Annotated in this window: 25 protein-coding genes; 18 read left to right on the top strand and 7 right to left on the bottom strand. The window is 61.6% G+C overall.

Features of this window, described 5'->3' with window-relative positions; all coding sequences use genetic code 11:
* Nucleotides 1-10: 10 nt before the first annotated feature.
* Together RCH91_RS09250 and RCH91_RS09245 are read right to left on the bottom strand one after the other, a co-directional pair.
* Nucleotides 11-523, bottom strand: a complete 513-nt coding sequence (locus RCH91_RS09250) for an NADH-quinone oxidoreductase subunit B family protein (RefSeq protein ID WP_306534393.1) — start codon at nt 521-523, stop codon at nt 11-13.
* Complete coding sequence (locus tag RCH91_RS09245) at nt 514-870, bottom strand: NADH-quinone oxidoreductase subunit A (protein ID WP_306534391.1); 357 nt, start codon at nt 868-870, stop codon at nt 514-516. The genes RCH91_RS09250 and RCH91_RS09245 overlap by 10 nt, the downstream gene beginning before the upstream one ends.
* A gap of 319 nt (nt 871-1,189) precedes the next feature.
* Here RCH91_RS09245 and hemL point away from each other — a divergent pair, with 319 nt between their 5' ends.
* The 5 genes from hemL (at nt 1,190) to atpE (ending at nt 4,188) form a co-directional block, all read left to right on the top strand.
* Complete coding sequence (gene hemL / locus RCH91_RS09240; protein ID WP_306534389.1) at nt 1,190-2,473, top strand: glutamate-1-semialdehyde 2,1-aminomutase; 1,284 nt, start codon at nt 1,190-1,192, stop codon at nt 2,471-2,473.
* An 88-nt stretch (nt 2,474-2,561) separates the two neighbouring features.
* The gene (locus tag RCH91_RS09235; protein WP_306534387.1) at nt 2,562-2,807 is read left to right on the top strand and encodes an AtpZ/AtpI family protein; all 246 of its coding nucleotides are present in this window, start codon (nt 2,562-2,564) and stop codon (nt 2,805-2,807) included.
* The gene (locus tag RCH91_RS09230; RefSeq protein WP_306534385.1) at nt 2,779-3,165 is read left to right on the top strand and encodes an ATP synthase subunit I; all 387 of its coding nucleotides are present in this window, start codon (nt 2,779-2,781) and stop codon (nt 3,163-3,165) included. The genes RCH91_RS09235 and RCH91_RS09230 overlap by 29 nt, the downstream gene beginning before the upstream one ends.
* A gap of 3 nt (nt 3,166-3,168) precedes the next feature.
* Complete coding sequence (locus tag RCH91_RS09225; protein WP_004512585.1) at nt 3,169-3,858, top strand: F0F1 ATP synthase subunit A; 690 nt, start codon at nt 3,169-3,171, stop codon at nt 3,856-3,858.
* 54 nt (nt 3,859-3,912) lie between these two features.
* On the top strand, nt 3,913-4,188 hold the full coding sequence (gene atpE, locus RCH91_RS09220) for an ATP synthase F0 subunit C (RefSeq protein WP_298267138.1): 276 nt from the start codon (nt 3,913-3,915) through the stop codon (nt 4,186-4,188).
* Nucleotides 4,189-4,272: 84 nt separating this feature from the next.
* Here the strand turns inward: atpE and RCH91_RS09215 are convergent, their stop codons facing one another.
* Both RCH91_RS09215 and RCH91_RS09210 read right to left on the bottom strand, forming a co-directional pair.
* On the bottom strand, nt 4,273-5,763 hold the full coding sequence (locus RCH91_RS09215) for a leucyl aminopeptidase (RefSeq protein ID WP_306534380.1): 1,491 nt from the start codon (nt 5,761-5,763) through the stop codon (nt 4,273-4,275).
* Nucleotides 5,764-5,833: 70 nt separating this feature from the next.
* A complete protein-coding gene (locus RCH91_RS09210) occupies nt 5,834-7,228 on the bottom strand; it encodes a DegQ family serine endoprotease (RefSeq protein WP_306534378.1) in 1,395 nt (464 codons plus the stop codon).
* Nucleotides 7,229-7,392: 164 nt separating this feature from the next.
* On the opposite strand from RCH91_RS09210, the gene RCH91_RS09205 reads away from it, so the two are divergent.
* The 13 genes from RCH91_RS09205 to RCH91_RS09145 all read left to right on the top strand — a co-directional run bounded on the left by RCH91_RS09205 (nt 7,393) and on the right by RCH91_RS09145 (nt 21,164).
* On the top strand, nt 7,393-8,256 hold the full coding sequence (locus RCH91_RS09205; protein WP_306534376.1) for a type II secretion system protein N: 864 nt from the start codon (nt 7,393-7,395) through the stop codon (nt 8,254-8,256).
* A gap of 59 nt (nt 8,257-8,315) precedes the next feature.
* The gene (gene gspD, locus RCH91_RS09200) at nt 8,316-10,220 is read left to right on the top strand and encodes a type II secretion system secretin GspD (RefSeq protein WP_306534374.1); all 1,905 of its coding nucleotides are present in this window, start codon (nt 8,316-8,318) and stop codon (nt 10,218-10,220) included.
* Nucleotides 10,217-11,779 carry a type II secretion system ATPase GspE gene (gene gspE / locus RCH91_RS09195; RefSeq protein ID WP_306534372.1) on the top strand — a complete coding sequence of 521 codons (1,563 nt, stop codon included), beginning with the start codon at nt 10,217-10,219 and terminating at the stop codon, nt 11,777-11,779. The genes gspD and gspE overlap by 4 nt, the downstream gene beginning before the upstream one ends.
* The gene (gspF, locus tag RCH91_RS09190; RefSeq protein WP_306534370.1) at nt 11,760-12,971 is read left to right on the top strand and encodes a type II secretion system inner membrane protein GspF; all 1,212 of its coding nucleotides are present in this window, start codon (nt 11,760-11,762) and stop codon (nt 12,969-12,971) included. Before gspE ends, gspF begins: the two co-directional genes overlap by 20 nt.
* Nucleotides 12,972-12,994: 23 nt before the next feature.
* Nucleotides 12,995-13,432 (top strand): type II secretion system major pseudopilin GspG, encoded by a 438-nt coding sequence (gene gspG, locus RCH91_RS09185; protein ID WP_306534368.1) that lies wholly within the window; start codon nt 12,995-12,997, stop codon nt 13,430-13,432.
* On the top strand, nt 13,401-13,937 hold the full coding sequence (locus RCH91_RS09180) for a Tfp pilus assembly protein FimT/FimU (RefSeq protein ID WP_306534366.1): 537 nt from the start codon (nt 13,401-13,403) through the stop codon (nt 13,935-13,937). The genes gspG and RCH91_RS09180 overlap by 32 nt, the downstream gene beginning before the upstream one ends.
* Nucleotides 13,934-14,308: a type II secretion system minor pseudopilin GspI gene (gene gspI / locus RCH91_RS09175; protein WP_306534364.1), complete on the top strand. Its 375-nt coding sequence runs from the start codon at nt 13,934-13,936 to the stop codon at nt 14,306-14,308. The genes RCH91_RS09180 and gspI overlap by 4 nt, the downstream gene beginning before the upstream one ends.
* A 1-nt stretch (nt 14,309) precedes the next feature.
* Nucleotides 14,310-14,921, top strand: a complete 612-nt coding sequence (locus RCH91_RS09170) for a type II secretion system protein GspJ (protein ID WP_306534478.1) — start codon at nt 14,310-14,312, stop codon at nt 14,919-14,921.
* Nucleotides 14,918-15,817 carry a type II secretion system minor pseudopilin GspK gene (gspK, locus tag RCH91_RS09165; protein WP_306534362.1) on the top strand — a complete coding sequence of 300 codons (900 nt, stop codon included), beginning with the start codon at nt 14,918-14,920 and terminating at the stop codon, nt 15,815-15,817. The genes RCH91_RS09170 and gspK overlap by 4 nt, the downstream gene beginning before the upstream one ends.
* A complete protein-coding gene (gene gspL, locus RCH91_RS09160; RefSeq protein WP_306534360.1) occupies nt 15,817-17,100 on the top strand; it encodes a type II secretion system protein GspL in 1,284 nt (427 codons plus the stop codon). The genes gspK and gspL overlap by 1 nt, the downstream gene beginning before the upstream one ends.
* A complete protein-coding gene (locus RCH91_RS09155) occupies nt 17,097-17,642 on the top strand; it encodes a hypothetical protein (RefSeq protein ID WP_306534358.1) in 546 nt (181 codons plus the stop codon). The genes gspL and RCH91_RS09155 overlap by 4 nt, the downstream gene beginning before the upstream one ends.
* Complete coding sequence (gspN, locus tag RCH91_RS09150) at nt 17,639-18,481, top strand: type II secretion system protein GspN (RefSeq protein ID WP_306534356.1); 843 nt, start codon at nt 17,639-17,641, stop codon at nt 18,479-18,481. Before RCH91_RS09155 ends, gspN begins: the two co-directional genes overlap by 4 nt.
* A 112-nt stretch (nt 18,482-18,593) precedes the next feature.
* A complete protein-coding gene (locus tag RCH91_RS09145) occupies nt 18,594-21,164 on the top strand; it encodes a bifunctional diguanylate cyclase/phosphodiesterase (RefSeq protein WP_306534354.1) in 2,571 nt (856 codons plus the stop codon).
* A gap of 128 nt (nt 21,165-21,292) precedes the next feature.
* On the opposite strand, the gene RCH91_RS09140 is transcribed toward RCH91_RS09145, so the two are convergent.
* The 3 genes from RCH91_RS09140 to RCH91_RS09130 form a co-directional block, all read right to left on the bottom strand.
* Nucleotides 21,293-22,606, bottom strand: coding sequence for a M48 family metallopeptidase (locus RCH91_RS09140; RefSeq protein WP_306534352.1), 1,314 nt, complete (start codon nt 22,604-22,606; stop codon nt 21,293-21,295).
* Nucleotides 22,607-22,622: 16 nt separating this feature from the next.
* Nucleotides 22,623-23,348, bottom strand: a complete 726-nt coding sequence (locus RCH91_RS09135) for a DNA-binding protein (protein ID WP_306534350.1) — start codon at nt 23,346-23,348, stop codon at nt 22,623-22,625.
* Nucleotides 23,349-23,501: 153 nt separating this feature from the next.
* The gene (locus RCH91_RS09130; protein ID WP_306534348.1) at nt 23,502-24,614 is read right to left on the bottom strand and encodes a hypothetical protein; all 1,113 of its coding nucleotides are present in this window, start codon (nt 24,612-24,614) and stop codon (nt 23,502-23,504) included.
* Nucleotides 24,615-24,669 lie beyond the last annotated feature (55 nt).

The following is a 24,669-nucleotide window of genomic DNA, read 5'->3' as shown; positions in this document are numbered from 1 at the left end:
GTTGATATGGTCACGCCGCCGACTCAAGTCGTTGGCCAAGGCCGATAGTAGAACCGAAGGAGTTCTTGTCCTTCATGATCTTGTCCTGAAGCTTGAGAAGACCATAGAGCAACGCCTCAGGCCGGGGCGGACAGCCCGGAATATATACATCCACCGGAAGCGCCGTATCGATCCCCTGCACAACACTGTATGTATCAAAGACTCCGCCCGAGCAGGCACAGGCCCCCATGGCAACCACCCATTTGGGTTCCGGCATTTGCTCATAGACAGTTTCAATCATCGGCAACATCTTCTTGGTAACGGTTCCGGCAATAATAATGCAATCGGACTGCCTTGGCGAAGCACGGAAAATAATACCGAAGCGGTCCAAGTCATTATGGGATGCCCCGGTGGCCATCATCTCGATGGCACAACAGGCTAGACCGAAGGTCATCGGCCAAATGGAGGACTTCCTCGCCCAGTTGACGAGACCGTCCAGGGACGCGGTAATGAAGTTTTCTCCCAACGGCTGATCTACTCCCATTCCAAGGCTCCTTTTTTCCAGACATAGATGTAACCAACAAAGAGAATGACAATAAAGACTCCCATCTCCATCACGCCAAACATCCCCAACCTCTTAAAGATTACCGACCACGGATAAAGAAAAACCGCTTCAATATCGAACAGGATAAAGAGCATGGCAATAATGTAGAACTTGACAGAGAACCTCTCTCGGGCCGACCCCACTGGCTCGCAGCCACATTCATAGGGGGCGAGCTTGACAGCGCTCGGCTTCTTCGGCCCGATAAGCGACGAAAAGGTCAGCGCACCGAGACCAAATACAGCTGCTATTGCCACCAGAACAATTATCGGGAGATAGGCGCCAAGCATATGTCTTCCCTCCAGTTTCGATTAATGTTGCGTTTATTTGCCATTCGCCTTGCCAGCCGGCGACGCAGACCGCGCCTAAAACCGCGTTTCTTGCGTGCGTATACTGTATACAATTTGGTGGGAACTTATGCCATTTGAAAAACTTTGTCAAGAAAAAAAAGTTCTAATACTAGCGCCATAATTCACTGAATTCCTGCCATATTTACGTCACCCCGCACGCTCTACCCACACCTTTTGGCTCTTGACACACTTATGGAGTTCGTGTAAATAACACCTGGATTTTTCAGACAAATTCGACACACTGGGGGGACCCTTCCACATGAACACATGCCACTCAAAAGAACTCTTTGCCAAGGCCCAGGTGATAATCCCCGGCGGAGTAAACAGCCCCGTGCGAGCATTCAAATCAGTCGGCGCTGAGCCTATTTTCATTAAAAAAGCTTCTGGCAGCAGAATTGTCGACGCCGACGACAATTCTTATATAGATTACGTTGGGTCATGGGGACCAATGATCCTCGGGCACTGTCACCCCCAAATCGTTTTGTCGGTACAGCGTGCCCTTGAAAGCGGCAGCAGCTTCGGCGCACCAACCGAACTAGAAATTACTCTGGCAGAGATGGTTGTAGCGGCGGTGCCTTCCATTGAAATGGTCCGAATGGTCAGCTCAGGCACCGAGGCGACCATGAGCGCCATTCGGCTGGCGAGGGGATTCACCGGGCGTGACAAAATCATCAAATTCTCGGGATGTTACCACGGTCACGCCGATTCCCTTCTCGTCAAGGCGGGTTCGGGTGCTGCAACGTTCGGGGTTCCCGACTCTCCGGGCGTGCCGAAGGACTTCGCACAACACACCCTCACCGCAACGTTCAACGATCTTGAGTCGGTAAAGGAACTCATCGCCGCCAACTCCGGGGAAGTGGCCTGCATCATCGTTGAACCGATCGCCGGCAACATGGGCACAGTACCCCCCTGCGCAGGCTTTCTCGAAGGACTTCGCGAGACCTGCACCAATAATGGGATTATTCTCATCTTTGACGAAGTCATGACGGGCTTCCGCGTCGCTTATGGCGGCGCCCAGGAACGCTATGGGGTAACACCCGACATGACTACTCTGGGCAAGATCATCGGCGGCGGTCTCCCCGTCGGCGCCTTTGGCGGCAAACAGGAAATCATGAAACAGCTTTCCCCCTCCGGCGGGGTCTATCAAGCGGGGACCCTCTCGGGCAATCCGCTCGCCATGACCGCCGGCATTGAAACCCTGAAACTTCTCCAGACAGAGGGATTCTACTCCCGCCTTGAGGAGAAGAGCCGAATACTGGGAGATGGAATTGCCGATGCAGCACGGCGCGCCGGCTATCCCATCTACTCGACGCGCGTTGGAAGCATGTTCTGCTCCTTCTTCACGAACGGGGAGGTTCATGACTGGACCTCGGCCGCCACATGCGACACCAAGGCGTTCGCTACCTTCTTCCGTGCCATGCTGGAAGAAGGCATCTACCTGGCGCCATCTCAGTTCGAAACCGCCTTCGTCTCCAGTGCCCACTCCGATGAAGACATCGAAAAGACTATCGCTGCTGCCTACAAGTGCTTCAAGAAACTGTAGGCACAATACTGAATTGTCATTGACACCATCACAGAGGCTGTGGTAAATAGCTTAAGTTTTCGTGCTTCACTCTACCACACGTTGGCCCATGGACGAAGAAAAGCGGAGCATCATAAAGACCGTCGGTCTCGTTTCCAGCATGGGCATTTCGATGGCGCTGGCGATTATCATCGGCGTTGTCATCGGAAGACAACTCGACAAGTGGCTCGGCACACACCCCTGGTTCTTCTTCATCTTTCTGTTTTTTGGCATCGCAGCCGGTTTCAGGAACATATACATCATTGCCGGCAGGGAAATACGAAAAGATGGGGAGGACAACAATAAACGAGGATAGGCTCTTTGTCGCCGTTACAACCGGCAGCTGGATCCTTGTAGTTATCCTTTCCCTAGCTGGATATGTGTTTGGGTCGGGAAGTTTTGCGGCCGGCATCCTTGCCGGCGGGATCCTCGCGATTGGTAATTTCTACTGGTTGAAAAACACGCTGAGACGCGTTCTTAATCTTCAGCCACGGCAGGCAAGCAATTTCGCCCAGTTTCGCTATCTGCTCCGGCTTGCTCTGGTCGCACTTACACTCTATCTGCTCATCGTCCACACCCAAATCGACATTATCGGCCTCATCATTGGCCTGTCGGTACTTGTGGTCGTCATAATGGGACTTTCGCTCTATATGTTGCTTGATAAAGGAGAGTAACTCATGGTCCATCCGCTGCTGTTCCTGCAGTTCTTCAGAAAGCTCCTCGAACCGCTCCACATCTCGGAGGCGGGCGCTGATGCCATAGCGTACACGTGGCTCATTATCGTGTTTCTGCTCATTGTCTCGCTTATCGCCACCAAGGCGCTCAAAGCCGTCCCCACCGGCATGCAAAACTTCATGGAAGTGGTGGTCGGAGGCATAGAGAACATGGTCGAGGAGACCATGGGAGAGAAGGGAAGACCCTACTTTCCGCTCATTGCCACTCTGGCCCTCTTCGTTCTCGTCTCGAACCTGATCGGCCTCATCCCCGGCTTCTTCCCTCCGACCGCAAACCTGAATACGACCGCCGCCTGCGCCATCATCGTATTCCTTTCCACCCACGTGGTCGGCATCAAGAAACACGGATTCCACTACCTGCAGCACTTTATGGGCCCCATCTGGTGGCTGGCGCCGCTGATGTTCTTCATTGAGATCATCGGCCACCTGAGTCGTCCCCTTTCTCTCTCGCTGCGTCTTTTTGGCAACATGAACGGCCACGAACTCGTGCTCATGATTTTCTTCGCCCTGGCGCCGTTCCTTGTGCCGCTGCCGATGATGCTGATGGGTGTGCTCGTTTCGTTCATCCAGGCGTTCGTTTTCATGCTGCTCGCCATGATCTATATTCAGGGTTCTCTCGAAGAGGCTCACTGATAATCCAATCCTATACTATTTAGGAGACAACACAGAAAAGGGAGGTAGTAAAAGATGGAATTTCTTACGATGTGTATGCTGGCTGCTGGTTTCGGTATGGCGATCGGTGCGTTTGGTACCGGTATCGGCCAAGGTCTTGCGGTAAAGAGCGCTGTTGAAGGCGTTTCACGCAACCCGGGCGCTTCTGGCAAAATCCTGACCACCATGATGATCGGTCTGGCCATGATCGAGTCCCTGGCCATCTACGTTCTCGTTGTATGCCTCATCATCCTGTTCGCCAACCCCTACAAGGACGTTGCGATCAAGATCGCCGAAACCGTCGCGAAGTAATCAAGAGCGGTTCCCGCTTCAAGCGAAAAAAGGGTGTGTCCCCACGGACACACCCTTTTTTCGTCCCAACCTCTCCTATCGCACTCAACAAAACGTTCTTTGCAGGTACTCCACAAGAAGCCTGACTCCTACACCGGTCGCCCCTTTGGGGAGGTAGGGTTTACCCTTGTCTTCCCAGGCAGTTCCCGCGATGTCGAGATGGGCCCATTTGGTCTTTCCGACATAGCGCTGGAGAAACCATGCCGCGGAAATGGTGCCGGCATGGGCCCCACCGGCGTTCTTCATGTCGGCGATGTCACTTTTCATGATCTCACCGAATTCCTCCCACACAGGGAGCTCCCAGAGCCGTTCGCCGGTAGCCTCGCCAGCTCCCGTGAGGGCGCGGATAAGCGCCGGATCGTTGCCCATGACCCCGGTGGCAACGGTGCCAAGGGCCACAAGGCAGGCTCCGGTCAGGGTCGCCAGGTCGATCAGCGCAGCGGGGCGGTAGCGCTGGGCATAGTGGAGAGCGTCGCAGAGAAGCATTCTCCCTTCGGCATCGGTGTTGACTATCTCAACCGTTTGACCTGACATGGTGCGGACCACATCCCCCGGCTTGTACGCTCCTCCCCCCGGCATGTTCTCGGCAACGGGAATAAGCCCCACAAGGTTGACCGGCAACCGGAGGCCGGCGACAGCCCTGAGGGTCCCCATGACCGCCGCTGCTCCCGCCATGTCGTCCTTCATGCGCTCCATGCCTTCCCGGGGCTTGAGCGATATCCCTCCCGAGTCAAAGGTGACTCCCTTGCCGACAAGGACCACCGGACGCTTCTTCGGGTCCCCAGCCAGATACTCAAAAACGATGAAGCGGGGAGGATTGTGGGACCCCTTGGCAACGGATAGGATCCCCTCCATGGAGAGCCGCTCCATTTCCTCGCGCTCCAGGACCCGGCAGGTGATGCCGAGGCGGCCTGCCAGGGCTATTGCCTGATCGGCGAGATACGCGGGAGTCGCGACATTGCCCGGCTGGGAGACCAGATCGCGGGCAAAGGTGACGGCTTCGCAAATCGTCACGCGCTCTTCGGCGACACGAACCGCTTTCTCCCGTTCCGTGTCGTCAGCCACGAGGAGGACCACCTCCTCCATTGCAGCCTCGTCGCTCTTCTTGGTCTTGTAGTGATCAAAAGAATAACTGCCGAGAAGATAGCCGTCGACCGTGGCCTCCAGGGACCGTTCCACACCGGCGGCTGCCCGATGCAGCAGAGATGTGAAACGCGGCACTCCGGTTGCTCGGACTGCCTTTACCGCGGTTCCCGCAGCCTGACGCACCCGTTCAGCGGTAAGCTCCTCCCTCTTGCCGAGCCCCACGAGGAGGATCCGTTCTGCAGGGAGACGGCCAAACGTATGAATCAGCTTTGATTTGTTGAGTTTACCCGCAAACTCGTTGCTTTCCCAAATGCTCGATGCTCCCCCTTGTAGTTTTTCGTCGATGGCCCCCATGAGAGGATCGTCAGCGAATCGTTCCTCAAAGCAGCCAAGCACGAGCACTGGACTGGGATGGACCAGGGCATCGCCCGTAGCGGTTGTAACATGCATGACATTTCCTCCTTGGACAAAAAAAGGGTGCAATCGCGCGGATCACACCCCGTGGCAATGCTGGCAGAAATCATTCAATCCGCAGGGCGAGGAAGTAGTTGCCATCGCCCCGACGCAGCAGGAAACGGACTACGTCCCCTTTCTTGTATCCTTTGATGATCTTTTCGTAATCCTGAATGGAAGCAATGACTGTGCCATCGATCTCGCGTATTATGTCACCAGGAAGGAGCCCTCCCTCATCCGCGATGCTTCCCGACTTGACACTGGCGACAACCACCCCCTGGGCTTCCTTGAGTCCCATTTTAGCAGCGAGGTCCTTGGTCAACTCCCGGACGGAGATACCGAGCAGGTCGGCAGCGGCTCCCTGGGCACCCTCGTCGCCCCCATCGGCAAGCCGTCCTACGGTGACGGTGAACTCCCGGGCTTTACCATCCCGGAGAGCTTTCACCGTTACGGCCTTCCCGACCGGGGTGGCGGCCACAAGCCGCGGAAGCTCGGTCATTTCGTTGATCTTACTTCCATCGAACTCAAGGATTATATCGCCCCCCTTGAGCCCCGCCTTGGCGGCCGGCCCGTCCTTGACCACGTCGGCAACGAGGGCGCCCTTGTCGCCTTCGAGACCGAACGACCTGGCCAGTTCCGGCGACATGGGCTGCATCGTGACACCGAGCCACCCCCTGGTCACCTTTCCCTTCTCCTCGAGCTGGGGAAGAATGTCCTTGGCCATATTGACCGGAATGGCAAAGCCGATCCCCTGCCCGCCGGCCACGATGGCGGTGTTGATGCCGATTACCTTCCCCTCGGCGCTGAAGAGGGGGCCGCCCGAGTTGCCCGGGTTGATGGAGGCGTCGGTCTGGATGAAATCATCATAGGGGCCACTGCCGATAACACGCCCGGTTGCGCTGACAATGCCGGCAGTTACGGTCTGGGCCAGGCCAAAGGGGTTTCCGATGGCCATTACCCACTCACCAACCTTGATCTGGGCACTGTCGCCAAGCTCCGCCACGGGGAGATTCTCTTTGGCATCAATCTTGATTAAAGCCAAGTCGAGCTTCTCGTCCGTCCCCTTGATCTCCGCCTTGAATTCACGGCCGTCGGAGAGGCGGACCTTTATCTCGTCAGCGCCGGCAATGACATGATTATTGGTAAGGATGAACCCCTGGTCGCTGATGATGAAGCCCGATCCGAGGCTCCGTTCACGCTGGGGACGGCGGGGCATTTCCTCCAAGAAACGCTCGAAAAAATCCTGGAAGGGGTCAGGGAAAGGGGAAGGCTGGCGCCGCATACGGTGCTGAGGCGCCGAAGTCTTCGTACTACTGATGTTGACGACGGTAGGCTTGAGCTTGTCAGCGAGCGTTACGAAATCCGGTGCAAGAATCTTTGCGGGGGATTCTCCCACCGCCAGCACCGCGAGGCAGGCGGCGAGAACGATCTCCTTGAAAAACCTTAGTGTAACCAGCTTCATGGGTACCTCCGACGATAGAATTTGCCTGTTAACTGTAATAACCGGTCAGCTGTTTGTCAACATGGGCGGCCTCCCGGCGGCCGGACAGGGCCGTGTTTTCTCTTGCCAGCCCAGAACATCTTGATTAGTATGATCCTCACTTTCGACGACGCTAAGTAGGCATAATGAAAAAGATTTATCTCATAACGGCTCTTCTGCTCATCCTCAACTCCCTGGCAGTGGCGCGGATTGCTGCTGCCCTGGTGACCTACCGTTTGTCCCATGCTCTCCCAAAAGCCGTCAATCTGACCCCATCCGCCATAAGACCGGCCCATGCGGAAGGGCTGTCAGCATTTGCGCCGATTGTCGAAAAGGGGCTCTTCGGGCGGGCCGCCCAAGGAAAACTGACACCTCTCGCAGCAGCAACACCGGCCGCCAAGGGAAACAGCCCAACATCCGCCCAGGGAGACCTTGTTCTCGTCGGTACGGTACGTGGCTCCTTCCGGGAAACCTTTGCCCTGATCAGACGCACCATGCCGCCTGAAGAGCGGGTTTTCCGACTCGGCGACCAGGTCTTCGACCGGGGCCCCCTGGTGAGTGTCCAGAAGGAGAGTGTCGAGATTCTGTCTGGCGGAAAACGAGTCAAATTTATGACCCCTCTGGCGACACCGTCAGAAACACCGTCGCCTCCGTCTCCTTCCTCACAGGCACCCGCCGTTACGGGTGGGGCGGGCAGCTTCGTCATCGACCAGCGCGTCCTGAACGCGGCCCTCGACAACATCGGCCAGGCCATGACTGACGCCCGGCTCCTGCCCAGCGTCAAGGACGGGAAGGTAGAGGGTTTCCGGGTGTCGGAGGTGAAACCGTCAGGGGTCTTCGCCATGGTTGGCATCAAAAATGGTGACGTGCTGCACAAAATCAACGATCTTCCCGTGGACTCGCCGGAACGGGCCATCCAGTCCCTGGCCTCCCTCAAGGGGCAGAACCGGATCAAGCTCGACCTGGTGCGGGACGGGAAGCCGGCAACCTTCAGCTACGACATACGCTAATTGATGAAAGAGACGGGCTCTTCGAGACCCCGCAGTCCCCGCTTTATCCGGAGGCATTCGTGATCATACGCATCGCAGCAAGGCTCGCTTCGGCGGCACTTTTCTTCTCCCTCCTGGCCCCCGTTTCGGCCCTGGCCAAGGGGGTGGTCCTCAACTTCAGCGACGTGGACATCGCCACCATGGTCAAGTTCATCAGCGACCTGACCGGCAAGAACTTCGTCATGGACGAGCGGGTGAAGGGAAAGATCTCCGTCTACTCCCCGTCGAAGCTCTCCTCCGACGAGGCATTCAGCGTCTTCACGTCGGTGCTGGAACTGAAGGGATTCACTGTCGTGCCGGCGGGGAAGGTCTACAAGATTATCCCCACGGCCCAGGCAAAGCAGTCGGGGATGAGACTCCTCACGGAGAAGGACCGGGTGCCCGTGAGCGACGCCTACGTGGCCCGGATCATCCCCCTGGAGCGGATCTCGGCCCAGGATGCGGTGACCTTTCTCCAGCCCATTGTCTCCAAGGACGGCTACATCGCTGCCTTCGGGTCCAACAACATGCTCATGGTTGTGGACTCGGCACTGAACATTCAGAAACTGACCAGCATCCTCGCAAAGATCGATTCCTCCCAGAGGCGGGAGGGGGCCGAGACCATCTTCCTGAAGAACGCCACGGCTGATAGCGTGGCAACGGTGATCCGCGAATGGCTCGGCGGCAAGGGAGGCCGACCGGCAACCCCCGGCCAGGCCGGCCAGCAGGTTACCTCCGCCGCCGGGGTGCTCGTGATCCCTGACAGCCGGCTCAACGCCCTCGTCGTCTCCGGCAGCGACCGGGACAAGGAGGATATCAAGCAACTGGTGGCCCTCATTGACGTGGTCCCTCCCACTACGAGCAGCAAGATCAACGTCTATTACCTGGAGAATGCCGATGCCACCGAGGTGGGGAAAGTCCTCGACGGCATTATCAAGGGTGCACCCGTTCCTGGCCAACCGGGGGGAGCAGCAGCCGCCCCCGTCCAGTCCCCCTTCGAGGGGGGCAAGATCTCCGTCACCCCCGACAAGGCCACCAACTCCCTGGTCATCATGGCCTCGCCGGCGGACTACCAGAACCTCCTCCAGGTGATCCAGAAGCTGGACAAGCGGCGCCGCCAGGTCTTCGTCCAGGCGGTCATCGCCGAGGTCGCCATCGACCGGCTCTCGCAGCTCGGCCTCGAAGCGACTCTCTCCGGCGGCGGCATTACCGGCAACACCGGTGCCGCCGGCATCTTCGACCCCTTCAGCATCGCCGCCGGCAGCACCCCCCAGTCCCAGCTCCTCTTCACCGTCTTGAAGGGTTTCGCCACCGGCACAAACGTCCAGGTCGGCGGAGTACTCAAGGCGATGTTCGACGACGGCTCCATCAACGTCCTCTCCACCCCCACCATCCTGACCTCCGACAACAAGGAGGCGGAGATCTTCGTCGGTGAGAACGTCCCGTTCCTGACCCAGACGAACCTCACCACCGGCGGCGTCTCCCAGCAGTCTGTGGAACGGAAAGACACCGGCATAACCCTCCGGATCACTCCCCAGATCAGCGAAGGAGAGTTCGTGAAGCTCGACATCTACCAGGAAATCTCCGATGTCAAGCAGGACAAGGGGCAAGCGACGGACCTGGTCACCAGAAAACGCTCGGCCAAGACCGCGGTGGTGGTTAAGGATATGGAGACGGTGGTGATCGGCGGCCTGATCCAGGACCGGGACCTAGACAACATCAGAAAGGTGCCGCTCCTGGGGGACATCCCGCTCCTGGGGTGGCTCTTCAAGTCCAAGACGACCCAGCGACAGAAGATCAACCTGATGATCGTCCTGACACCGCGAATCATCCGCGGTGCCCAGGAAATGACCGAGGTGTACGAGGATCAGAAAGGGAAGTTCGTGGAGAACCTGGAGCGGGATGAACCCTTCAGCCTCCAGCAAGAGCTGAAACTGGCACCATGACCGATACCCATGGCGTGGAATCCATAGCCGCTCGACTCGGCATTCCCTACATGGCCGAGATCGAGGACGGCGAGGCGGACCTGGCGCTCCTGGCCCGGCTTCCCCTCGCCTTCGCCCGGGGGCGTCTCGTGCTCCCCCTGCGGGAAAGGGACGGCAGGCTCGTGGTGGTCGCCGGCAATCCGGCCGACCTGGCCACCATTGACGAGGTGCGCGGGGTTTACGGCATGGCGGTGGAGACCCTTGCCGCGCCCCCCAAGGCGGTCCTCGACGCGGTGAACCGCCTCTACGGAAAGCTTGGGAGCACCGCCCAGGACGTGGTGGAGGAGCTGGTGGGGGAGGACCTCTCCGTCATCGCCACCGAGCTCTCAGAGCCCAAGGACCTCTTGGACCTGACCGACGAGGCCCCGGTCATCCGGCTCCTCAACTCCATCCTCTCCGAGGCGGTGAAGGAGCGCGCCAGCGACATCCACATCGAACCCTACGAGCGGGACCTGGAGGTCCGCTTCCGGATTGACGGCATCCTCTACAAGAAGCTGGCCCCCCCCAAGGTGGTGCAGGAGGCCCTGGTCTCCCGCGTGAAGATCATGGCCGGCCTCAACATCGCCGAGAAGCGTCTCCCCCAGGACGGCCGCATCCGGGTCATCGTGGCGGGGCGAGACGTGGACATCCGGGTCTCCATCATCCCCACCTTCTTCGGCGAGCGGACCGTGCTCCGGCTCCTGGACAAGCAGAAGGGGATCATCTCCCTGGCAGCCATCGGCATGGAAGAGCGGGGGGTCGCGGCCATGGAGCGGCTCCTGGAGCGCACCAGCGGCATCATCCTCGTCACCGGCCCCACGGGGAGCGGCAAGTCCACCACCCTCTACGCGTCCCTCAACCGGCTCAACTCACCCGAGAAGAACATCATCACCATCGAGGACCCCATCGAGTACCAGATCAAGGGAATCGGCCAGATCCAGGTGAACCCCAAGATCGACCTCACCTTCGCTCAGGGGCTCCGCGCCATCCTGCGCCAGGACCCTGACATCGTCATGGTGGGGGAGATCCGCGACGCGGAGACGGCGGAGATCGCCATGCAGGCCTCCCTCACCGGCCACCTGGTGCTCTCCACCCTCCATACAAACGACTCGGCCACGGCAATCGCCCGGCTTGTAGACATGGGGATCGAGCCGTTCATGGTTGCGTCGTCCCTGTCGGCGATCCTGGCCCAGCGCCTCGTGCGCCGCATCTGCCCCCACTGCCGGGAGCCCTACACCCCCGAGCGGGAGTACGCCGGCATGACCCTCCCCCCCACCCTCTTTCGGGGACGGGGGTGCGAAAAATGCTTCGGCCTCGGCTCCTGGGGACGGGTCGGCATCTACGAACTCCTCCCCGTGGACGGGGAGATCTGCTCCATGATCATCCGACGGGAACCAGCGGGGACCATGAAGGAATACGCCGTCTCCCGGGGGATGCGGACCCTGCGGGAGGACGGCCTCGCCAAGGCGGCGGCGGGCATAACCACCATCGAGGAGGTCCTGCGGGTGACCCAGGAGGAGTATGCCGACCTTTCGGTATAGCGCCTATACGGCCGAAGGCCGCGACACCGCCGGCACCCTGGAAGCGGAAAGCCTCAAGGAGGCCCGCCAGCGGCTCAAGCGGGACGGGCTTTTCCCCCGGGAACTCTCCCCGGCCGACGAGGGGGAAACGGCATCGGGACGCCGCCTCTTCGGGGGACGCACCGGACTTGCGGAGATCGCCCTCATGACGCGGCGGCTGGCAACCCTTGTGGGCTCCCATGTGCCGATTTTCGAGGCGGTCACCACCCTCGGGGAGCAGGAAGGGGCGGGTGAGTTGAAAAAAGCCCTCGACCGCATCCGGGAGCGGCTGGCCGAGGGGGCAAGTCTGGCCCGGGCCCTCTCCCTGGAGCCGCGGCTCTTCAGCGAGAGCTACGTGGCCATGGTGGCGGCCGGCGAGGCGAGCGGCTCCCTCGAAACGGTGCTGGAAAAGCTCGCCCTCTTCCTGGAGGAGCAGCGGGCCATCCGGAGCAAGGTGACGGCGTCCCTGGCCTACCCGCTCCTCATGGTAGTCGTCGGGGGAGGGGTTATGCTCTTTCTTCTCACCTTCGTCATCCCCAAGATCGTCACCATCTTCGAGGACAACAAGGCGGTCCTCCCCTTCATCACCATCGCCCTCATCAAGACAAGCGCCTTTCTGCGCCACTTCTGGTGGGCGCTCCTGGGGCTCGCCGCCGGGGCAGCATTCCTCTACCGCCGCCTCATGACGACGGAAGGTTTCCGACTCCGGCGCGACCGGTGGCTCCTGCGGCTTCCCGTCGTGGGAGGGCTTATCCGGCACCTGATCCTCTCCCGCTTCGCCAAGGTCCTGGGGCTTCTGTTGGCCAGCGGCGTACCGGTCATCAAGGCCCTGGAGATCACCGCCCAGGTCCTCGTGAACCGGGTCTACCGGGGAGCCCTCCACGGCATCGCGACGGAGCTTGCCGAGGGGGGAAACCTGTCGGGGGCGCTGCGCAAGGGTTCGCTCTTTCCGCCGCTCCTGGTCCACATGGTGGCGGTGGGGGAAAAGGGGGGAGAGCTGGAAGAGATGCTGGCTAAGGTGGGGAATGCCTTCGAGCGGGAGTTCGACACCTCCGTCTCGGGGCTCATGGCGCTTCTGGAGCCCCTCCTCGTCCTCGCCATGGGGCTTGCCGTGGGGCTCGTGGTCCTGGCGGTGCTGCTCCCCATCTTCGAACTGAATCAGTTGGTCAGATAATGCAGACAGGAGGTTTTCCCGATATGAAACGCATCAACAACCGCGGCTTCACCCTCATCGAGATCATGGTGGTCATCGCCATCCTGGCGCTCCTGGCAGCCCTCGTGGCGCCGAAGATCATCGGCCGCTCCGACGACGCCAAGGTCACCGACACCAAGGTGCAGATCAAGAACCTGGAGACGGCCCTCAAACTCTACAAGCTGGATAACGGCGTCTTCCCCTCCACCGAGCAGGGACTGGCAGCCCTCGTGGAAAAGCCCACGGTGGGGCAGATTCCCAAGAACTATAAGGCCGAGGGGTACCTGGAGAGCAAGAAGGCCCCCAAGGACCCCTGGGGGAACGACTTCGCCTACCTCTCGCCAGGCGAACACGGCGACTACGACCTCTACTCCCTCGGCGCCGATGGCGTGAAGGGAGGAGAAGGGAAGAATGCCGACATCGAGAGCTGGAACCTCCAGTAGCAGGCGACCTTCGCCCCGGGGCTTCACCCTCATGGAGCTCCTGGTGGTTATCGCCCTCCTATCGCTGGTGGCAGTTATGGTGCTGCCGAAGCTCACCGTGAGCCAGACCATGGAGTTGAACCGGTCGGCCCGGCAGCTGGCGGCCACGATCCGCTACGTGCAGGACCGCTCCATCACGAGCAAGACCCCCCACCGGATGAGGCTTGAGCCCGGCACCGGCACGGTCCGGGTCACCCGGGTTCTCTCCGACGGCTCGGAGGGGTCGCCGGGGGAGAGCTTTCTGGAAAGGCCACTCCTGGCCGAAGGAGTCACCGTGGCCGACGTGAGCACCCCCCGGGGCGGAAAGGTGGTGTCCGGCGAGGCGGTGCTCCGGTCCGACATGGCCGGCCTCGGCGACTTCACCGTGATCCACCTGAAGGGGGAGAGGGATGCCGCCATGACCGTCATGGCCTACCCCTCCGGCAAGGTGACGGTTGCCGAGGGATACGTGGAGGAGCCCCAGTGAAGCCGCGGCCCCCATCACCGTGCAGCCGCGAAGGGGGGTTCACCCTCCTGGAGGTGATGATCGCCCTCGCCATCATGGCCGGCGTGGTCTTCACCGTCATCGGCGCGGTGAACTACCACCTGGCCATCGTGGAGCGGGACCGGCAGGAGACCGTGGCCGTCCTCCTGGCGCGGCAGAAGCTGGCGGAACTGGAGGAGGAAAAGGAGATTCCGGAGAAAAAGGAAGGAACCTTCGCCCCGGCCCGTCCCGAGTTCACCTGGGAGATGACCGCCGCGCCCACGGAACTGGCGAACCTGCGCCGGATGACCCTCTCCGTGTCGTGGGACAACAAGAAGCGGAGCGTTGCCCTTGTCCGGTACCTGGCCCCCTAGGATGATTCCACCCGTGCGCGGAAACAGCGGCTTCACCCTCCTGGAAGTCCTGGTGGCGATGTTGCTGCTCGTCATCGTGGCCGGCGCCCTCTACTCCAGCTACTTCACCGTGCTGCGGGCCCGGGAACGAAGTGCCGAGGGGAGCGAGCAGCGGCGTGAACTGCGGGGCACCCTCGACCTCCTGCGGCGTGAGATCGACGGTGCCTTCTACCGGACCGACGACAAGCGGCTCCGCTTCGTGGTGGAGGACCGGGACGTCTTCGGCAAGCCCGCCTCCACCCTGGAACTGGTGACCGTGGCCCCGCCATCGACGGAGGAGCGCCCCACCTCGGACCTGGTCCTGGTGAAATACGGGTTGAAGGAGAAGGAGCGGCGCCTCAGCCTCAGCCGGGAGGCCACGGATCTCTTCGGGAACATGAAGCCGATCCCCTATCCCCAGATGGAAGAGATCGAGGGGTTCCTCGTGGAGTGCTACGACAGCGGCAAGTGGGTCCGGAGCTGGAACACGGAGCTGGCGCCGAAGCTCCCGGAGCGGGTACGGATCACCCTCACCGTCAGGGACGGGGAGGAGAGCGCCGACTTCTCCGTCACAACCAGGCCGAGGCTGCGATGAAGAATCTCCGGGAAGAGCAGGGGTTCGCCCTCGTTCTGACGCTGGTGGTGACCGCCCTCCTGGTGGCGGTGGCAGTCGAGTTCATCCACGGGGTCTACGTGGATACGTCCCTGCAGCGCAACTTCGTGAACCTCCAGCAGGCAAGCCTCATGGCCGAGAGCGGCGCCAAGGGGGGGATCGCGCTCCTCCGAAGCCTGAGGCAGGGCGGTAACGCGACGGCCCTTCTCCAGTCCCTGGAGCGCCCCCTGGAACTGGAAGACGAAAAGGGGAAGGTCTCCGTCACCATCGAGGAGGAGAACGGCAAGCTCAACCTGAACGCCGTCTCTGAATTCCACGACCAAGCAAGGCGGCGGTTGCTGCGGCTCCAGGGGCTCCCCGAAGGGATAAGCGATGCCGTGGCCGACTGGACCGATGCTGATCAGGAGCCACGCCCTGACGGCGCCGAGGCCCCCTATTACCAAGCGCTCTCCGCCCCATACCTTCCCCGGGACGGGCGTATCGAGACCTTCGGGGAGCTGGGGCTCGTCTGGGGGCTCTCCCCGGCCCTCGTCCAGGGATTGAGCCCCTATGCCACCGTCTACGGCACCGACTGGTCCATCGACATCAACGCCGCACCGCTCCAGGTCCTCATGACGCTCCACGACGACATGACCGAAGAACTGGCCCGGGCCGTCGTGGAGCGGCGCCGCCAGAAACCCTTCGCAAGTATCGGAGAGCTCACCACAGTGCCAGGGATGGACCGGATCGCCAACTCACCCGGCATGCAGCTGGGGGTTAAAGGCTCCACCTACCGGCTCGTCTCCCGTGCCACGGTGGGCGAAGCGGTCCGGATCATCGAGGCAGTGGTGGGCCTCGACGGAATGCAGCCCACATACCTCTACTGGAGAGAGTATTGATGATCTACCAGATTCTCGAATGGACCGGCTCCGAGCTGGTTGCAAGCCGGTTCCTGCAACGCCGCAGCGAACTCATCTTCCAGGGGGCCGACAGCCGTCCCGCGGCAACCGAAAGCGAATTGGCCGAGGCCCTGCGGGATCTGGCCCCCGCCGGCAATGACTGCCGGGTTGCCCTTTCCCTCTCCCTGGCTCGCCTCTTCATGCGGGAGATGGTGCTTCCCATCCGGGACCGACGGAAACTGCGGGAGGTGCTCCCCCTGGAGCTCAGGGGGGAAACGGCCCTGGAAACCGACGAGCTGGCCTTTGCCGGCCTCCCCCTGGCCGGGGGAGAGGTCCTCGCCCTCTGGGTGAGGAAGCGGGAGCTGGCCGCCCACCTTGCGGCCGCCGCCTCGGCCGGCGCGGACCCGGAGGTCGTCTCCGCGGCCCCCCTCCACTGGGGCGAACTTCTTCCGACGGGAACCCGAGGGACCGTGGCCCTCACCGACGGCTCTGCCCTGGCCCTCTTCCGGGATGGGGAACCCCTCTTCTTCCGGGCCTTGATGGCGGGGGAGGATTGCGCACGAACCCTGGCACTGCTGGAAATGAGCAAGGGAATCTCCGTGGACCAGACGTACCACCTCGGTGCTTCAGAAGGTGAAAACGGCTCACCCCTCCCGGTGGAGGGAAGTCTTGCCACAGCCTTCGGCGGCGATGGGGGGGCAGCCCGCCGCCATGGCAGCGCCTGGGGCCTGGCCATGGCCATGCTCCGGGGAGAGGCGGTCGATTTCCGCGCCGGAGACCTGGCCTGGACAAAGGGGAAGGAAAAGGCGCGGCGCCAGCTCCGCCTCCCCTTGGCCCTTGCGGCACTCCTCCTTCTGCTCCTGGCCGCCGACGCTGGCATCCGCTACACCCTCGTGAAGCGCGACCTGGTCTCCCTCGACACCTCCATCGGCGCCATCTATCGCGAGGTATTTCCCGGACGGAAGAAGGGGGTTGACGAGGCGGCCGAGATGCGGGCCGAGCTCCGCAAGCTTGGCGCCGGTGGGGGGAAAAGCCAGGTGCTGGAGACCCTGAACCGGCTCGCCGCTGCCAAGGGGGACGACATCATCGGCCTCTACGAGGTGGAGATCGACGGGGGTCAGGTGCGGCTCAAGGGGGACGCCCGCTCGACCCAGGCCGTGACCGACTTCAAAAACCGCCTGGCAGCCATGCTCGCTCCCGCCGAGGTGGGCCAGATCACATCGAGACCCGACGGCACCGTCACGTTCGCCCTCCGGGGAACCATGAAGGAGGGGGGCCAATGACCGCATTCGACCGCATCCGCGACGCCTACGGGGCCATGGACAGCCGGACCCGGCTCCGCTGGGGGTACGCCCTCATGGCCATCCTGGCCCTGGCCGTGGCCTTTTCAGCCTTCCACGACCGGATCGCCCTCCTGGAAAAGAAACGGATCCGCCGCGAGGCCGACCTGGTGGAGATGATGGGGCTCAAGAACAGCGTTCGCGAGGCCCGGTCGGTCTCCCAACGGCTCACCAACCGCCTGGCGGCCACCCGTGGAGATGAAACCCCCGCCAGGATCGTTGAGGAGACCGGGATCAGGGGGAAATCGACCCGGATCACCCCCATGAAGGGGGAGGAACGGGGAGGCTTTGTGGAGGACGCCGCCGAGGTGAAGATCGAGGGGCTCACGGCCAACGAGGCGGTGAACCTCCTCCATCGGCTCGAAAAGGGACCCAGGCCGGTGGTCGTGAAAAAGGCCCTCCTCCGGACCCGCTTCGATGACCCCGCCCGCCTCGACCTGACCCTCACCGTAGCGCTCCTGCGGCAGGCCCCGGGGGCCCGATGACCCTTAACCGCCTCCTCCGCTGGGGTGCCGCCATCGTCGCCGGCATCCTCATGACCGTCACCTTTACGGTCATCCTCGTCCCCTCCCGGGAGGTGGAAGGGATCGTGGAGCGGCTCCTGGCGCGAGAGGGATACACCTTCCACGCGGCCCGCTTCGGCAAGGCCTTCCCCCTGGGGATTGCGGCACGGGGTGTCACCATCGCCACCGACCAGGGACCGGTTCTGCAATTTGACCGGATCACGGCGCGGCTGGCCCTTCTCCCCCTCCTGGCGGGCAAGGTGGTTCTCACCGGGAACGCCGCCGTGGGCCCCGGCCGGATCAGCTGCTCCTACCTCCCCCGCCATGACGGCAAGGGGTCCGTCGAAGCCCGGGGGATTCGGCTGGAGGATATCCCCTTTTTCAAGACCGTTGCCGGCGCCGACATGAAGGGGCTCCTGACAGTGGACGCCTCCTTCGCGGGGACGGGGCCCCGGACATCCGGCCAACTCCGCCTGGAGGTCAAGGGGGCCGACGTGCGTGGCGTGGTAATCGGAGGGACCCCCCTCCCCGACGCCACCTACGACACGGTCCGGGGCATGGTCCGCATGGGCTCCGGCCGGGCCACCCTCGACAGCTTCACCCTCCAGGGCGCGGACCTCTACATCCGCCTCAAGGGGAATTTCCCCCTCGTCACACCTCCCGGCGCCTCCCCCCTCAACCTGACCCTGGAGCTGATGCCGCAGCCCCCGTTCCTGGACCGGCAAAAGCTTGTCTTCGCCCTCCTCGCCAAGTACCTTGCCACCCCCGGCCACTACCAGCTGCCGATCCGCGGTACCCTGGCAAAACCGCTCCTGCAGTAGGCCACACCGCCATGACGTATCCCGTTGAAAAATAATGATTAAACATGGCAAAAGGTGAATCCGATGGTACCATTACAACACTAGCAGAGGCGAATCGCCCGGGACACGGATCATGAAAAAACTCTCCGATTATATTGTACTCTGTACCTGCGGACTGACGCTGTTCATGGTCCTGTTCATCTACCTCCTTGTTTCGCTGGGGTATGAGCAGATCGTGGAACACCGGGCGGAAAAAAATGCCAAAACCATCTCGGACATGACCTTCAACTCCCTGTATCAGGTCATGAGGAAGGGATGGTCACAAAAGGACGTCGCGGAATTCCTCGACAGCAACCGGCGACTCTTCAGCAGCACCAACACCAACGTCGTCATCTACCAGAGCGAGGCGCTCGCCGCCCACTATGGCCGCACCTATGACGCAAAGCCGGACCAGCGTGTCCGCGACGTCTTCGCCACGGGAACGACGGGAAGCTTCCGTACGGACTCAATCATCAGGCATGTGTACCCCCTCACCGCATCGGCTGAATGCCTCGGCTGCCATTCCACTTCCCGCAGCGGCGAGGTGCTGGGGGTCATCGACTCCCGCATCGACATCGCCCAGGAACTGCAGGAGACCCGCCGCAAGATCATTCTGTTTCTTGCCCTGATCGCCCTGCTTCCCCTTTCTGCCTCCTTTTTCCTGGCGCGGGCTTTCAGCAACCGCGTGAACCGGTCAGTGACCGACCTGCAGAACCGCATCGAGGGGGTAAACAGGGTCAGCGACCTGAAGGTACTGGAGCTTCAGGACATGCAGTTCGGCTTTGCCGAATTCTCCGACATGTTCGCCGAGACGAAGAAGATCATCGGCAAGCTCCGGGACGTGGCCATCGACAAGGACGTTCTTGAGTTCGAGGTAAAGCTCCTGGAGCGGTTCATCATCACCTCCGAGGTGGTCAAGGACTGGAAGGCCCATGTCAACCATATCCTCATCGAAATCAACGCCATCATGGACACCTATTTCTTTTTCTCACTTTTCATGGTGAACGATGAGTCTTACGATATCGAGGTATTCTGGCGCAATACCCCCAGCGATCAGCTGAAGGAGGTTTTCGAGACGATCGTGCGGAGCCAGCTCGCCAAGAATCCCCGCTTCCAGCACGTCGAAAATCTGCACATTATCCATAACATCGCACTCCCCCTGTCATCCCTCCCGCTGCTCAAGGAGGAGGATATCGAGCTGCAGACCAAGTCGCTCTTCCTGGAGGCTCCGCAGATCGGCGGCATCGTGGGGATCGGCGTCATCTCCGAGCTCGGCAAGCATCCCGCGCGCGCACTGGTGATCGAGAGCATCCTTGCAACGCTCCTCAACGTGGTCGGTTCGGTAAAGGCCATCTACAAGTACACCAAGGATCTCGAATTCTACTCGACCCGCGACCCCCTCACCAACCTCTGCAACCAGCGGGTCTTCTGGGAACTGCTCAACAACGAGATCGACCGGGCATCCCGGCACGACTACAACTTCGCCCTGCTTCACATCGACATCGACAACCTCAAGATCGTCAATGACTCATTCGGGCACGCGTTCGGCGACCGCATCCTGCAGGGAATCAGCGAGGTAGTGACAACAGGGATCCGGAGAGGAGATATTCCCGCCCGCTATGGGGGAGACGAATTTACGGTGATACTTCCCGAAGCGGACGGTCAGCAGGCATATCTGGTGGCGCAGCGGATCATGGACGACCTCAGGGGAATATCCTTCGAACTTCCCGATGGCGGCACGCTGAAAGCCAGCGTCTCCATCGGCGTTTCCCTGTTCCCCACCCATGCAAAAACCGCCAAGGAACTCTTCATGATGGCCGACAATATGCGATACAAGGCCAAGTCGTCGGGGAAAAACCAGATCGCCATTCCGACGGACGATGACCTTGCCGAAGTGTACCGGATGATCGGCGAGAAAAATGTCATGATAATGAAAGCCATCGAGGAGCGGCGGATCGTTCCCTACTTCCAGCCCATCGTCAACGTCGCCACCGGAGTGGTGGAGGCCCACGAGGTCTTGATGCGGATAACCCAGCCGGGCAAGGTGACCTGCGCGGAAGAGTTCGTCGGCATTGCCGAGGCCATGGGGGTCATCACCAAGATGGATTATCTCCTGATGGAAAAGGTCTTCGAACAGGTCAGCCACACCGCTTACCGGGGCCATCTCTTCATAAACATTTCACCCAAGGCCCTTATCCTGAATGAATTCATCCCGACCGTACGCAGGCTGACCAAGGAGTATCGCATCGACCCCTCACGGATCGTCTTCGAAATAACCGAGCGGGAAACCGTCAAGAATGTCACCCTGCTGGAGCGCTTTGTCCTTGACCTCAAGTTCGAGAACTACAAGTTCGCCATCGACGACTTCGGCTCGGGCTTTTCGTCGTACCAGTACCTGAAGCGCTTCCCGGTGGATTTCATCAAGGTCGAGGGGGATTTCGTCAGGGGGATGACCGGAGCAAGCGGCGTGGACGTATCCATAGTGAAGAGCATTGCCACCCTTGCCAAAGGGCTCGGCATAAAGACGGTGGGAGAATACGTGGAGAGCGAGGATGTTCTCAAGGCCGTCGAAGAGGTTGGCCTTACCTATGCCCAGGGGTTCCATGTAGGGGTGCCGTCCCCTGAGCTGGTCATCGATGCACGCCTGGGCATAGGTGATAGCTGATCAGGGCGCCTTAAGGGACACGCGCCTCCCCCCTCAATGGGGCCTCGTCCGAATGGCTTAGACCCCATCAATTGTGATCCCTCTATGCCGACGTGAGCTGAATCCTTCCCGCCACATCCCGAAAGAAGTCATGGGACCAGATGGCGAGCATCTGCGGGTCTTTGACGAAGGGTACAACATCCCGGCGCGCCTGGTCCACATCGAGCCAGTCGATCGCATCGCAACTGCCCCACACGCTCCACGACGGGGGGATGGGAGTAGTAGAAGGCCGCGTAGAGGGGGTGGGGATGGAGGTTGGAGAGGTTCTCAGTGGAGAGCTTCACCAGGGCCGAGGCCAGGGCCTCCGGGTCGCCCGTGATGTCGGTGGCGAACCGGTCCGCCTCCCGCTCGTGGCGGCGGGAGAGCCAGCTGGAGAGGGGAGTGAAGGGGAAGGAGACGATGGAGCCGAGGAAACCGAGAATGACGAGCCGGGCCGCGAAGGAGGCGTCATCCAGGCCGAGAAGGCCGGGAAGCCCATCCCATCCCGTGAGTTTCCAGGCGAGCCACGCGGCGGCAAGGGCGCCCGCTTCGGTGAGGATCAGGCGCTGCCGGATATGCCCCTTCTTCCAGTGGCCGATCTCGTGGGCAAGGACCGCCAGGATCTCCCGGTGGCTCATCTGGCGGATGAGGGTGTCGTAGAGGACGATCCGCTTCACCCGGCCAATGCCGGTGAAGTAGGCGTTGGAGTGGCGGCTGCGCCGGGAGGCGTCCACCTTCATGACCCGGCTGACCGTGAGCCCGGCCCGCTCGGCCATGGCGCGGATCTCATCCTCCAGCCCCTCCTCGGTGACCGGCTCGAACCGGTTGAAGAGGGGTTCAATGACGTAGGGGGAGAGGTACATGAAGGTGAGGGAGACCAGGGCGAAAAACCCCCAGACCCAGAGCCACCAGAAATGGGTGCTCCACTGCACGAGGGCAAAGGACCCGGCCACCAGAAGCCCGGACAGCACCACCGCGATGAGGGTCGACTTTGCCAGGTCCGAAAGCCAGAGGCCCGGGGTCGTGGCGTTGAAGCCGTAGCGGACTTCGAGGCGGAAGGTGCCGTAGAGGTCGAAGGGGATGCCGAGTATGGTCTGGATCAGGGTGAGGCCCAGGAAGAAGAGGACCCCGGAGAGGACGAAAGAATCGGCCAGGGTTGCGACCCACCGGTCATAGGCCGGCAGGAGCCCGCCGAAGAGGAAAACGAGGAGAAGGCCAGCGTCGAAGAGGGACTCCGCCAATCCCAGGCGGCTCTGGTCCAGAGTGTAGGAGACGGTCCTTCGGAGGGTTTCCGGCTCCACCGCCCCCTCGAAGCCGGGAGGAACGGTGGAGCCGTGCTGTTTCAGATGGCGGAGATTCAGCGCCCGCAGGAACAAGCCGGCGCCGAGGGTAACGAGATAGGCCAGGATGACGATGGCGGTCATGGAGAGAAAGAGGCCGTCAGCGCTTCACGGCCCCTTCTTCGATGATGACCTGGTACCGATAGCCGCCGCCGAAATCCTTGTCCTTGCGGAGGGTGCCGGTGACGGTCACCACATCCCCCACGGCCGGGAGGTCCTGGCTTGTGGCGGTCAGGTCGTGGGTCCCCTTCGTGGCGTCACCGCTTCCGTCCTGGAGATGGATCCAGTTCTTCCCCATGATGCCGGCTGACACCTTGGTGACCTTCCCCCGCACGGCCACGGGCTTCCCGTCGAGGGCTCCCTTCTGCCCGTAGACCTCGGCGATGGTGCGGGCGTCGGGGCCGGCGGCCTTCTCCACCGTCACCTTCTCGGTCGGCGCGACCACGGCCCCCGTGCTTCCCGGAGAGCTCTTCCCCGCCGTGCTCTCCGCCGCCACGGCCAACCCCTCGGAGAAATAAATGCTCTCGAAGGTGCGCTTCAGGGCCTTGCTGGTGAAGTTCCTCATCTCCATTCCCGGCTTGAGGGAAATCTCGCGCCCCGCCTCGACGGGGGTTTCCGGAATGGCCGCCCAGGTCTTCTTTCCGTCCCGTTCGAGCAACAGGTAGGTGTAACCGCCGCTCGGAAAGGTCTCCACCACCTTTCCCGCCAGAGGTGCGGGGGCGGGCGCTACGGCCCCCCCCATGGCCTCGCCGGGGCCGAAGGCATGGGCACCAAGCGGTAACGAGAGGGCAAGGGCAAGGGCTGAGAGGCTAAGGGTTCGTTTCATTCGATGGACTCCTCGTGAAATTGTTGGCCGGTCGCTGGTGGACACGTTGAACTGTTTAAGACTACCCGGTTCCTGGGTAAGTGACAACCCCCTTCTTCCGGGGGCCTCCCTTCCCGGCAGGGGTGTGGGCCACGGCGACAGGGCGAACCCCCGTCACGTCATCAGGATCTTGCTTTTCAGGATGAGAACCTCGAAGGCCAGTACCCCCTTGCGGGCAATACCCTGGAGGGCTTCAAGCCGAGCGCCCAGGAGGTCCAGCTTTCCCGCGGCGCAGAGTATCGTCACCACCCGGTTGTTCATGGCCATGGGGACGAGGAGCACCCCCTCGGGCTCGCCACCCCCCAGGGCAGCCAGCAGTCTCATGTTTGCCGGCGTAGGGACCACGGCTCCCCGGTAGACCGTCTTCCCCCGGACCACCGCCTGCACGGCCGACGGTTCGTCGAAGCGAATCCGCAGCTCGTCGAACCGCGGAACCGGCTCGCCCCCCCCAACGGCCATCCACCCCGCCACGGTATCCCTGGCGACGAGGAGCAGCGCAACGCGGTCGAACTCCTGCCCCACGTAACCCACCAGGGCCCTCGCCACCGCCTCCCGGTCGGGGGCATCGGCCAGGGCGCGGGACAGCGAGTCGATGGTGTACTGCTGGGCAGCCTCGACCCGGACGTCAACCCCGGCCGCATCCTCCCACGGGAAATGTTCCTCCCCCTCGACGGAAAGCGTCGAAAAGTCGACCACCTCCCGCGAGGCAGCTCGCGCCACGTCGACGGGGTTGGGCCGGTAGCCACAGGCCTTCCTTCCCCCCAGCTCCTTCGACACCGGCAGATACCGAAGCTCCCGCCTGATGTCGTAGTACTTTTCCAGGGCCATCTGGAGCCTGATCTCCGGGGCGACCAGCGGCACGATGACAAACCCGGTCCGGAAGGCGATCTGATCGATGGCCGGAAGGTCGGACGGATCGGCCATGACGAGAAAGAGCCGCCGGTTCTCCAGCCTGAGGGGGATAATCCGGAACTGCTCCACCATCTCAAGCGGCACGAGCTCCACGACGGAGGGGGGGATATTCATCAGTTCTTCGGGGTCGACGCGGGGCACCCGCAGCTTCTCGCTCAGGACCCTGGCCAACTCCTCCTCTTCGATACATCCCATCTCGATGAGGTTGGTCCCGAGCCGGCCCCCAAAGATGACCTGGCTCTTGAGGGCCTCATCGAGCTGGGCCGACGTGATCCGGCCGGCCTTGACCAGCATTTCTCCAAGTCTGAGCGCCATGATGTGAGTTCATCCTCCTGATTATGCGCCGCTGTGGCGCATCATTGCGATGGCG

The organism is Geobacter sp., from assembly GCF_030834625.1.
Classification (GTDB): domain Bacteria; phylum Desulfobacterota; class Desulfuromonadia; order Geobacterales; family Geobacteraceae; genus Geobacter.
Note: the sequence above shows the minus strand (reverse complement) of the source record. Positions and strands in the feature narration are given on the sequence as shown.

What these genes read in the sequence shown, in the direction of transcription:
- RCH91_RS09250 (WP_306534393.1), bottom strand. Translation starts at nt 523, where the DNA reads ATGGGAGTAGATCAGCCGTTGGGAGAAAACTTCATTACCGCGTCCCTG.
- RCH91_RS09245 (WP_306534391.1), bottom strand. Translation starts at nt 870, where the DNA reads ATGCTTGGCGCCTATCTCCCGATAATTGTTCTGGTGGCAATAGCAGCT.
- hemL (WP_306534389.1), top strand. Translation starts at nt 1,190, where the DNA reads ATGAACACATGCCACTCAAAAGAACTCTTTGCCAAGGCCCAGGTGATA.
- RCH91_RS09235 (WP_306534387.1), top strand. Translation starts at nt 2,562, where the DNA reads ATGGACGAAGAAAAGCGGAGCATCATAAAGACCGTCGGTCTCGTTTCC.
- RCH91_RS09230 (WP_306534385.1), top strand. Translation starts at nt 2,779, where the DNA reads ATGGGGAGGACAACAATAAACGAGGATAGGCTCTTTGTCGCCGTTACA.
- RCH91_RS09225 (WP_004512585.1), top strand. Translation starts at nt 3,169, where the DNA reads ATGGTCCATCCGCTGCTGTTCCTGCAGTTCTTCAGAAAGCTCCTCGAA.
- atpE (WP_298267138.1), top strand. Translation starts at nt 3,913, where the DNA reads ATGGAATTTCTTACGATGTGTATGCTGGCTGCTGGTTTCGGTATGGCG.
- RCH91_RS09215 (WP_306534380.1), bottom strand. Translation starts at nt 5,763, where the DNA reads ATGCATGTTACAACCGCTACGGGCGATGCCCTGGTCCATCCCAGTCCA.
- RCH91_RS09210 (WP_306534378.1), bottom strand. Translation starts at nt 7,228, where the DNA reads ATGAAGCTGGTTACACTAAGGTTTTTCAAGGAGATCGTTCTCGCCGCC.
- RCH91_RS09205 (WP_306534376.1), top strand. Translation starts at nt 7,393, where the DNA reads ATGAAAAAGATTTATCTCATAACGGCTCTTCTGCTCATCCTCAACTCC.
- gspE (WP_306534372.1), top strand. Translation starts at nt 10,217, where the DNA reads ATGACCGATACCCATGGCGTGGAATCCATAGCCGCTCGACTCGGCATT.
- gspF (WP_306534370.1), top strand. Translation starts at nt 11,760, where the DNA reads ATGCCGACCTTTCGGTATAGCGCCTATACGGCCGAAGGCCGCGACACC.
- gspG (WP_306534368.1), top strand. Translation starts at nt 12,995, where the DNA reads ATGAAACGCATCAACAACCGCGGCTTCACCCTCATCGAGATCATGGTG.
- RCH91_RS09180 (WP_306534366.1), top strand. Translation starts at nt 13,401, where the DNA reads ATGCCGACATCGAGAGCTGGAACCTCCAGTAGCAGGCGACCTTCGCCC.
- RCH91_RS09170 (WP_306534478.1), top strand. Translation starts at nt 14,310, where the DNA reads ATGATTCCACCCGTGCGCGGAAACAGCGGCTTCACCCTCCTGGAAGTC.
- gspK (WP_306534362.1), top strand. Translation starts at nt 14,918, where the DNA reads ATGAAGAATCTCCGGGAAGAGCAGGGGTTCGCCCTCGTTCTGACGCTG.
- gspL (WP_306534360.1), top strand. Translation starts at nt 15,817, where the DNA reads ATGATCTACCAGATTCTCGAATGGACCGGCTCCGAGCTGGTTGCAAGC.
- RCH91_RS09155 (WP_306534358.1), top strand. Translation starts at nt 17,097, where the DNA reads ATGACCGCATTCGACCGCATCCGCGACGCCTACGGGGCCATGGACAGC.
- gspN (WP_306534356.1), top strand. Translation starts at nt 17,639, where the DNA reads ATGACCCTTAACCGCCTCCTCCGCTGGGGTGCCGCCATCGTCGCCGGC.
- RCH91_RS09145 (WP_306534354.1), top strand. Translation starts at nt 18,594, where the DNA reads ATGAAAAAACTCTCCGATTATATTGTACTCTGTACCTGCGGACTGACG.
- RCH91_RS09140 (WP_306534352.1), bottom strand. Translation starts at nt 22,606, where the DNA reads ATGACCGCCATCGTCATCCTGGCCTATCTCGTTACCCTCGGCGCCGGC.
- RCH91_RS09135 (WP_306534350.1), bottom strand. Translation starts at nt 23,348, where the DNA reads ATGAAACGAACCCTTAGCCTCTCAGCCCTTGCCCTTGCCCTCTCGTTA.
- RCH91_RS09130 (WP_306534348.1), bottom strand. Translation starts at nt 24,614, where the DNA reads ATGGCGCTCAGACTTGGAGAAATGCTGGTCAAGGCCGGCCGGATCACG.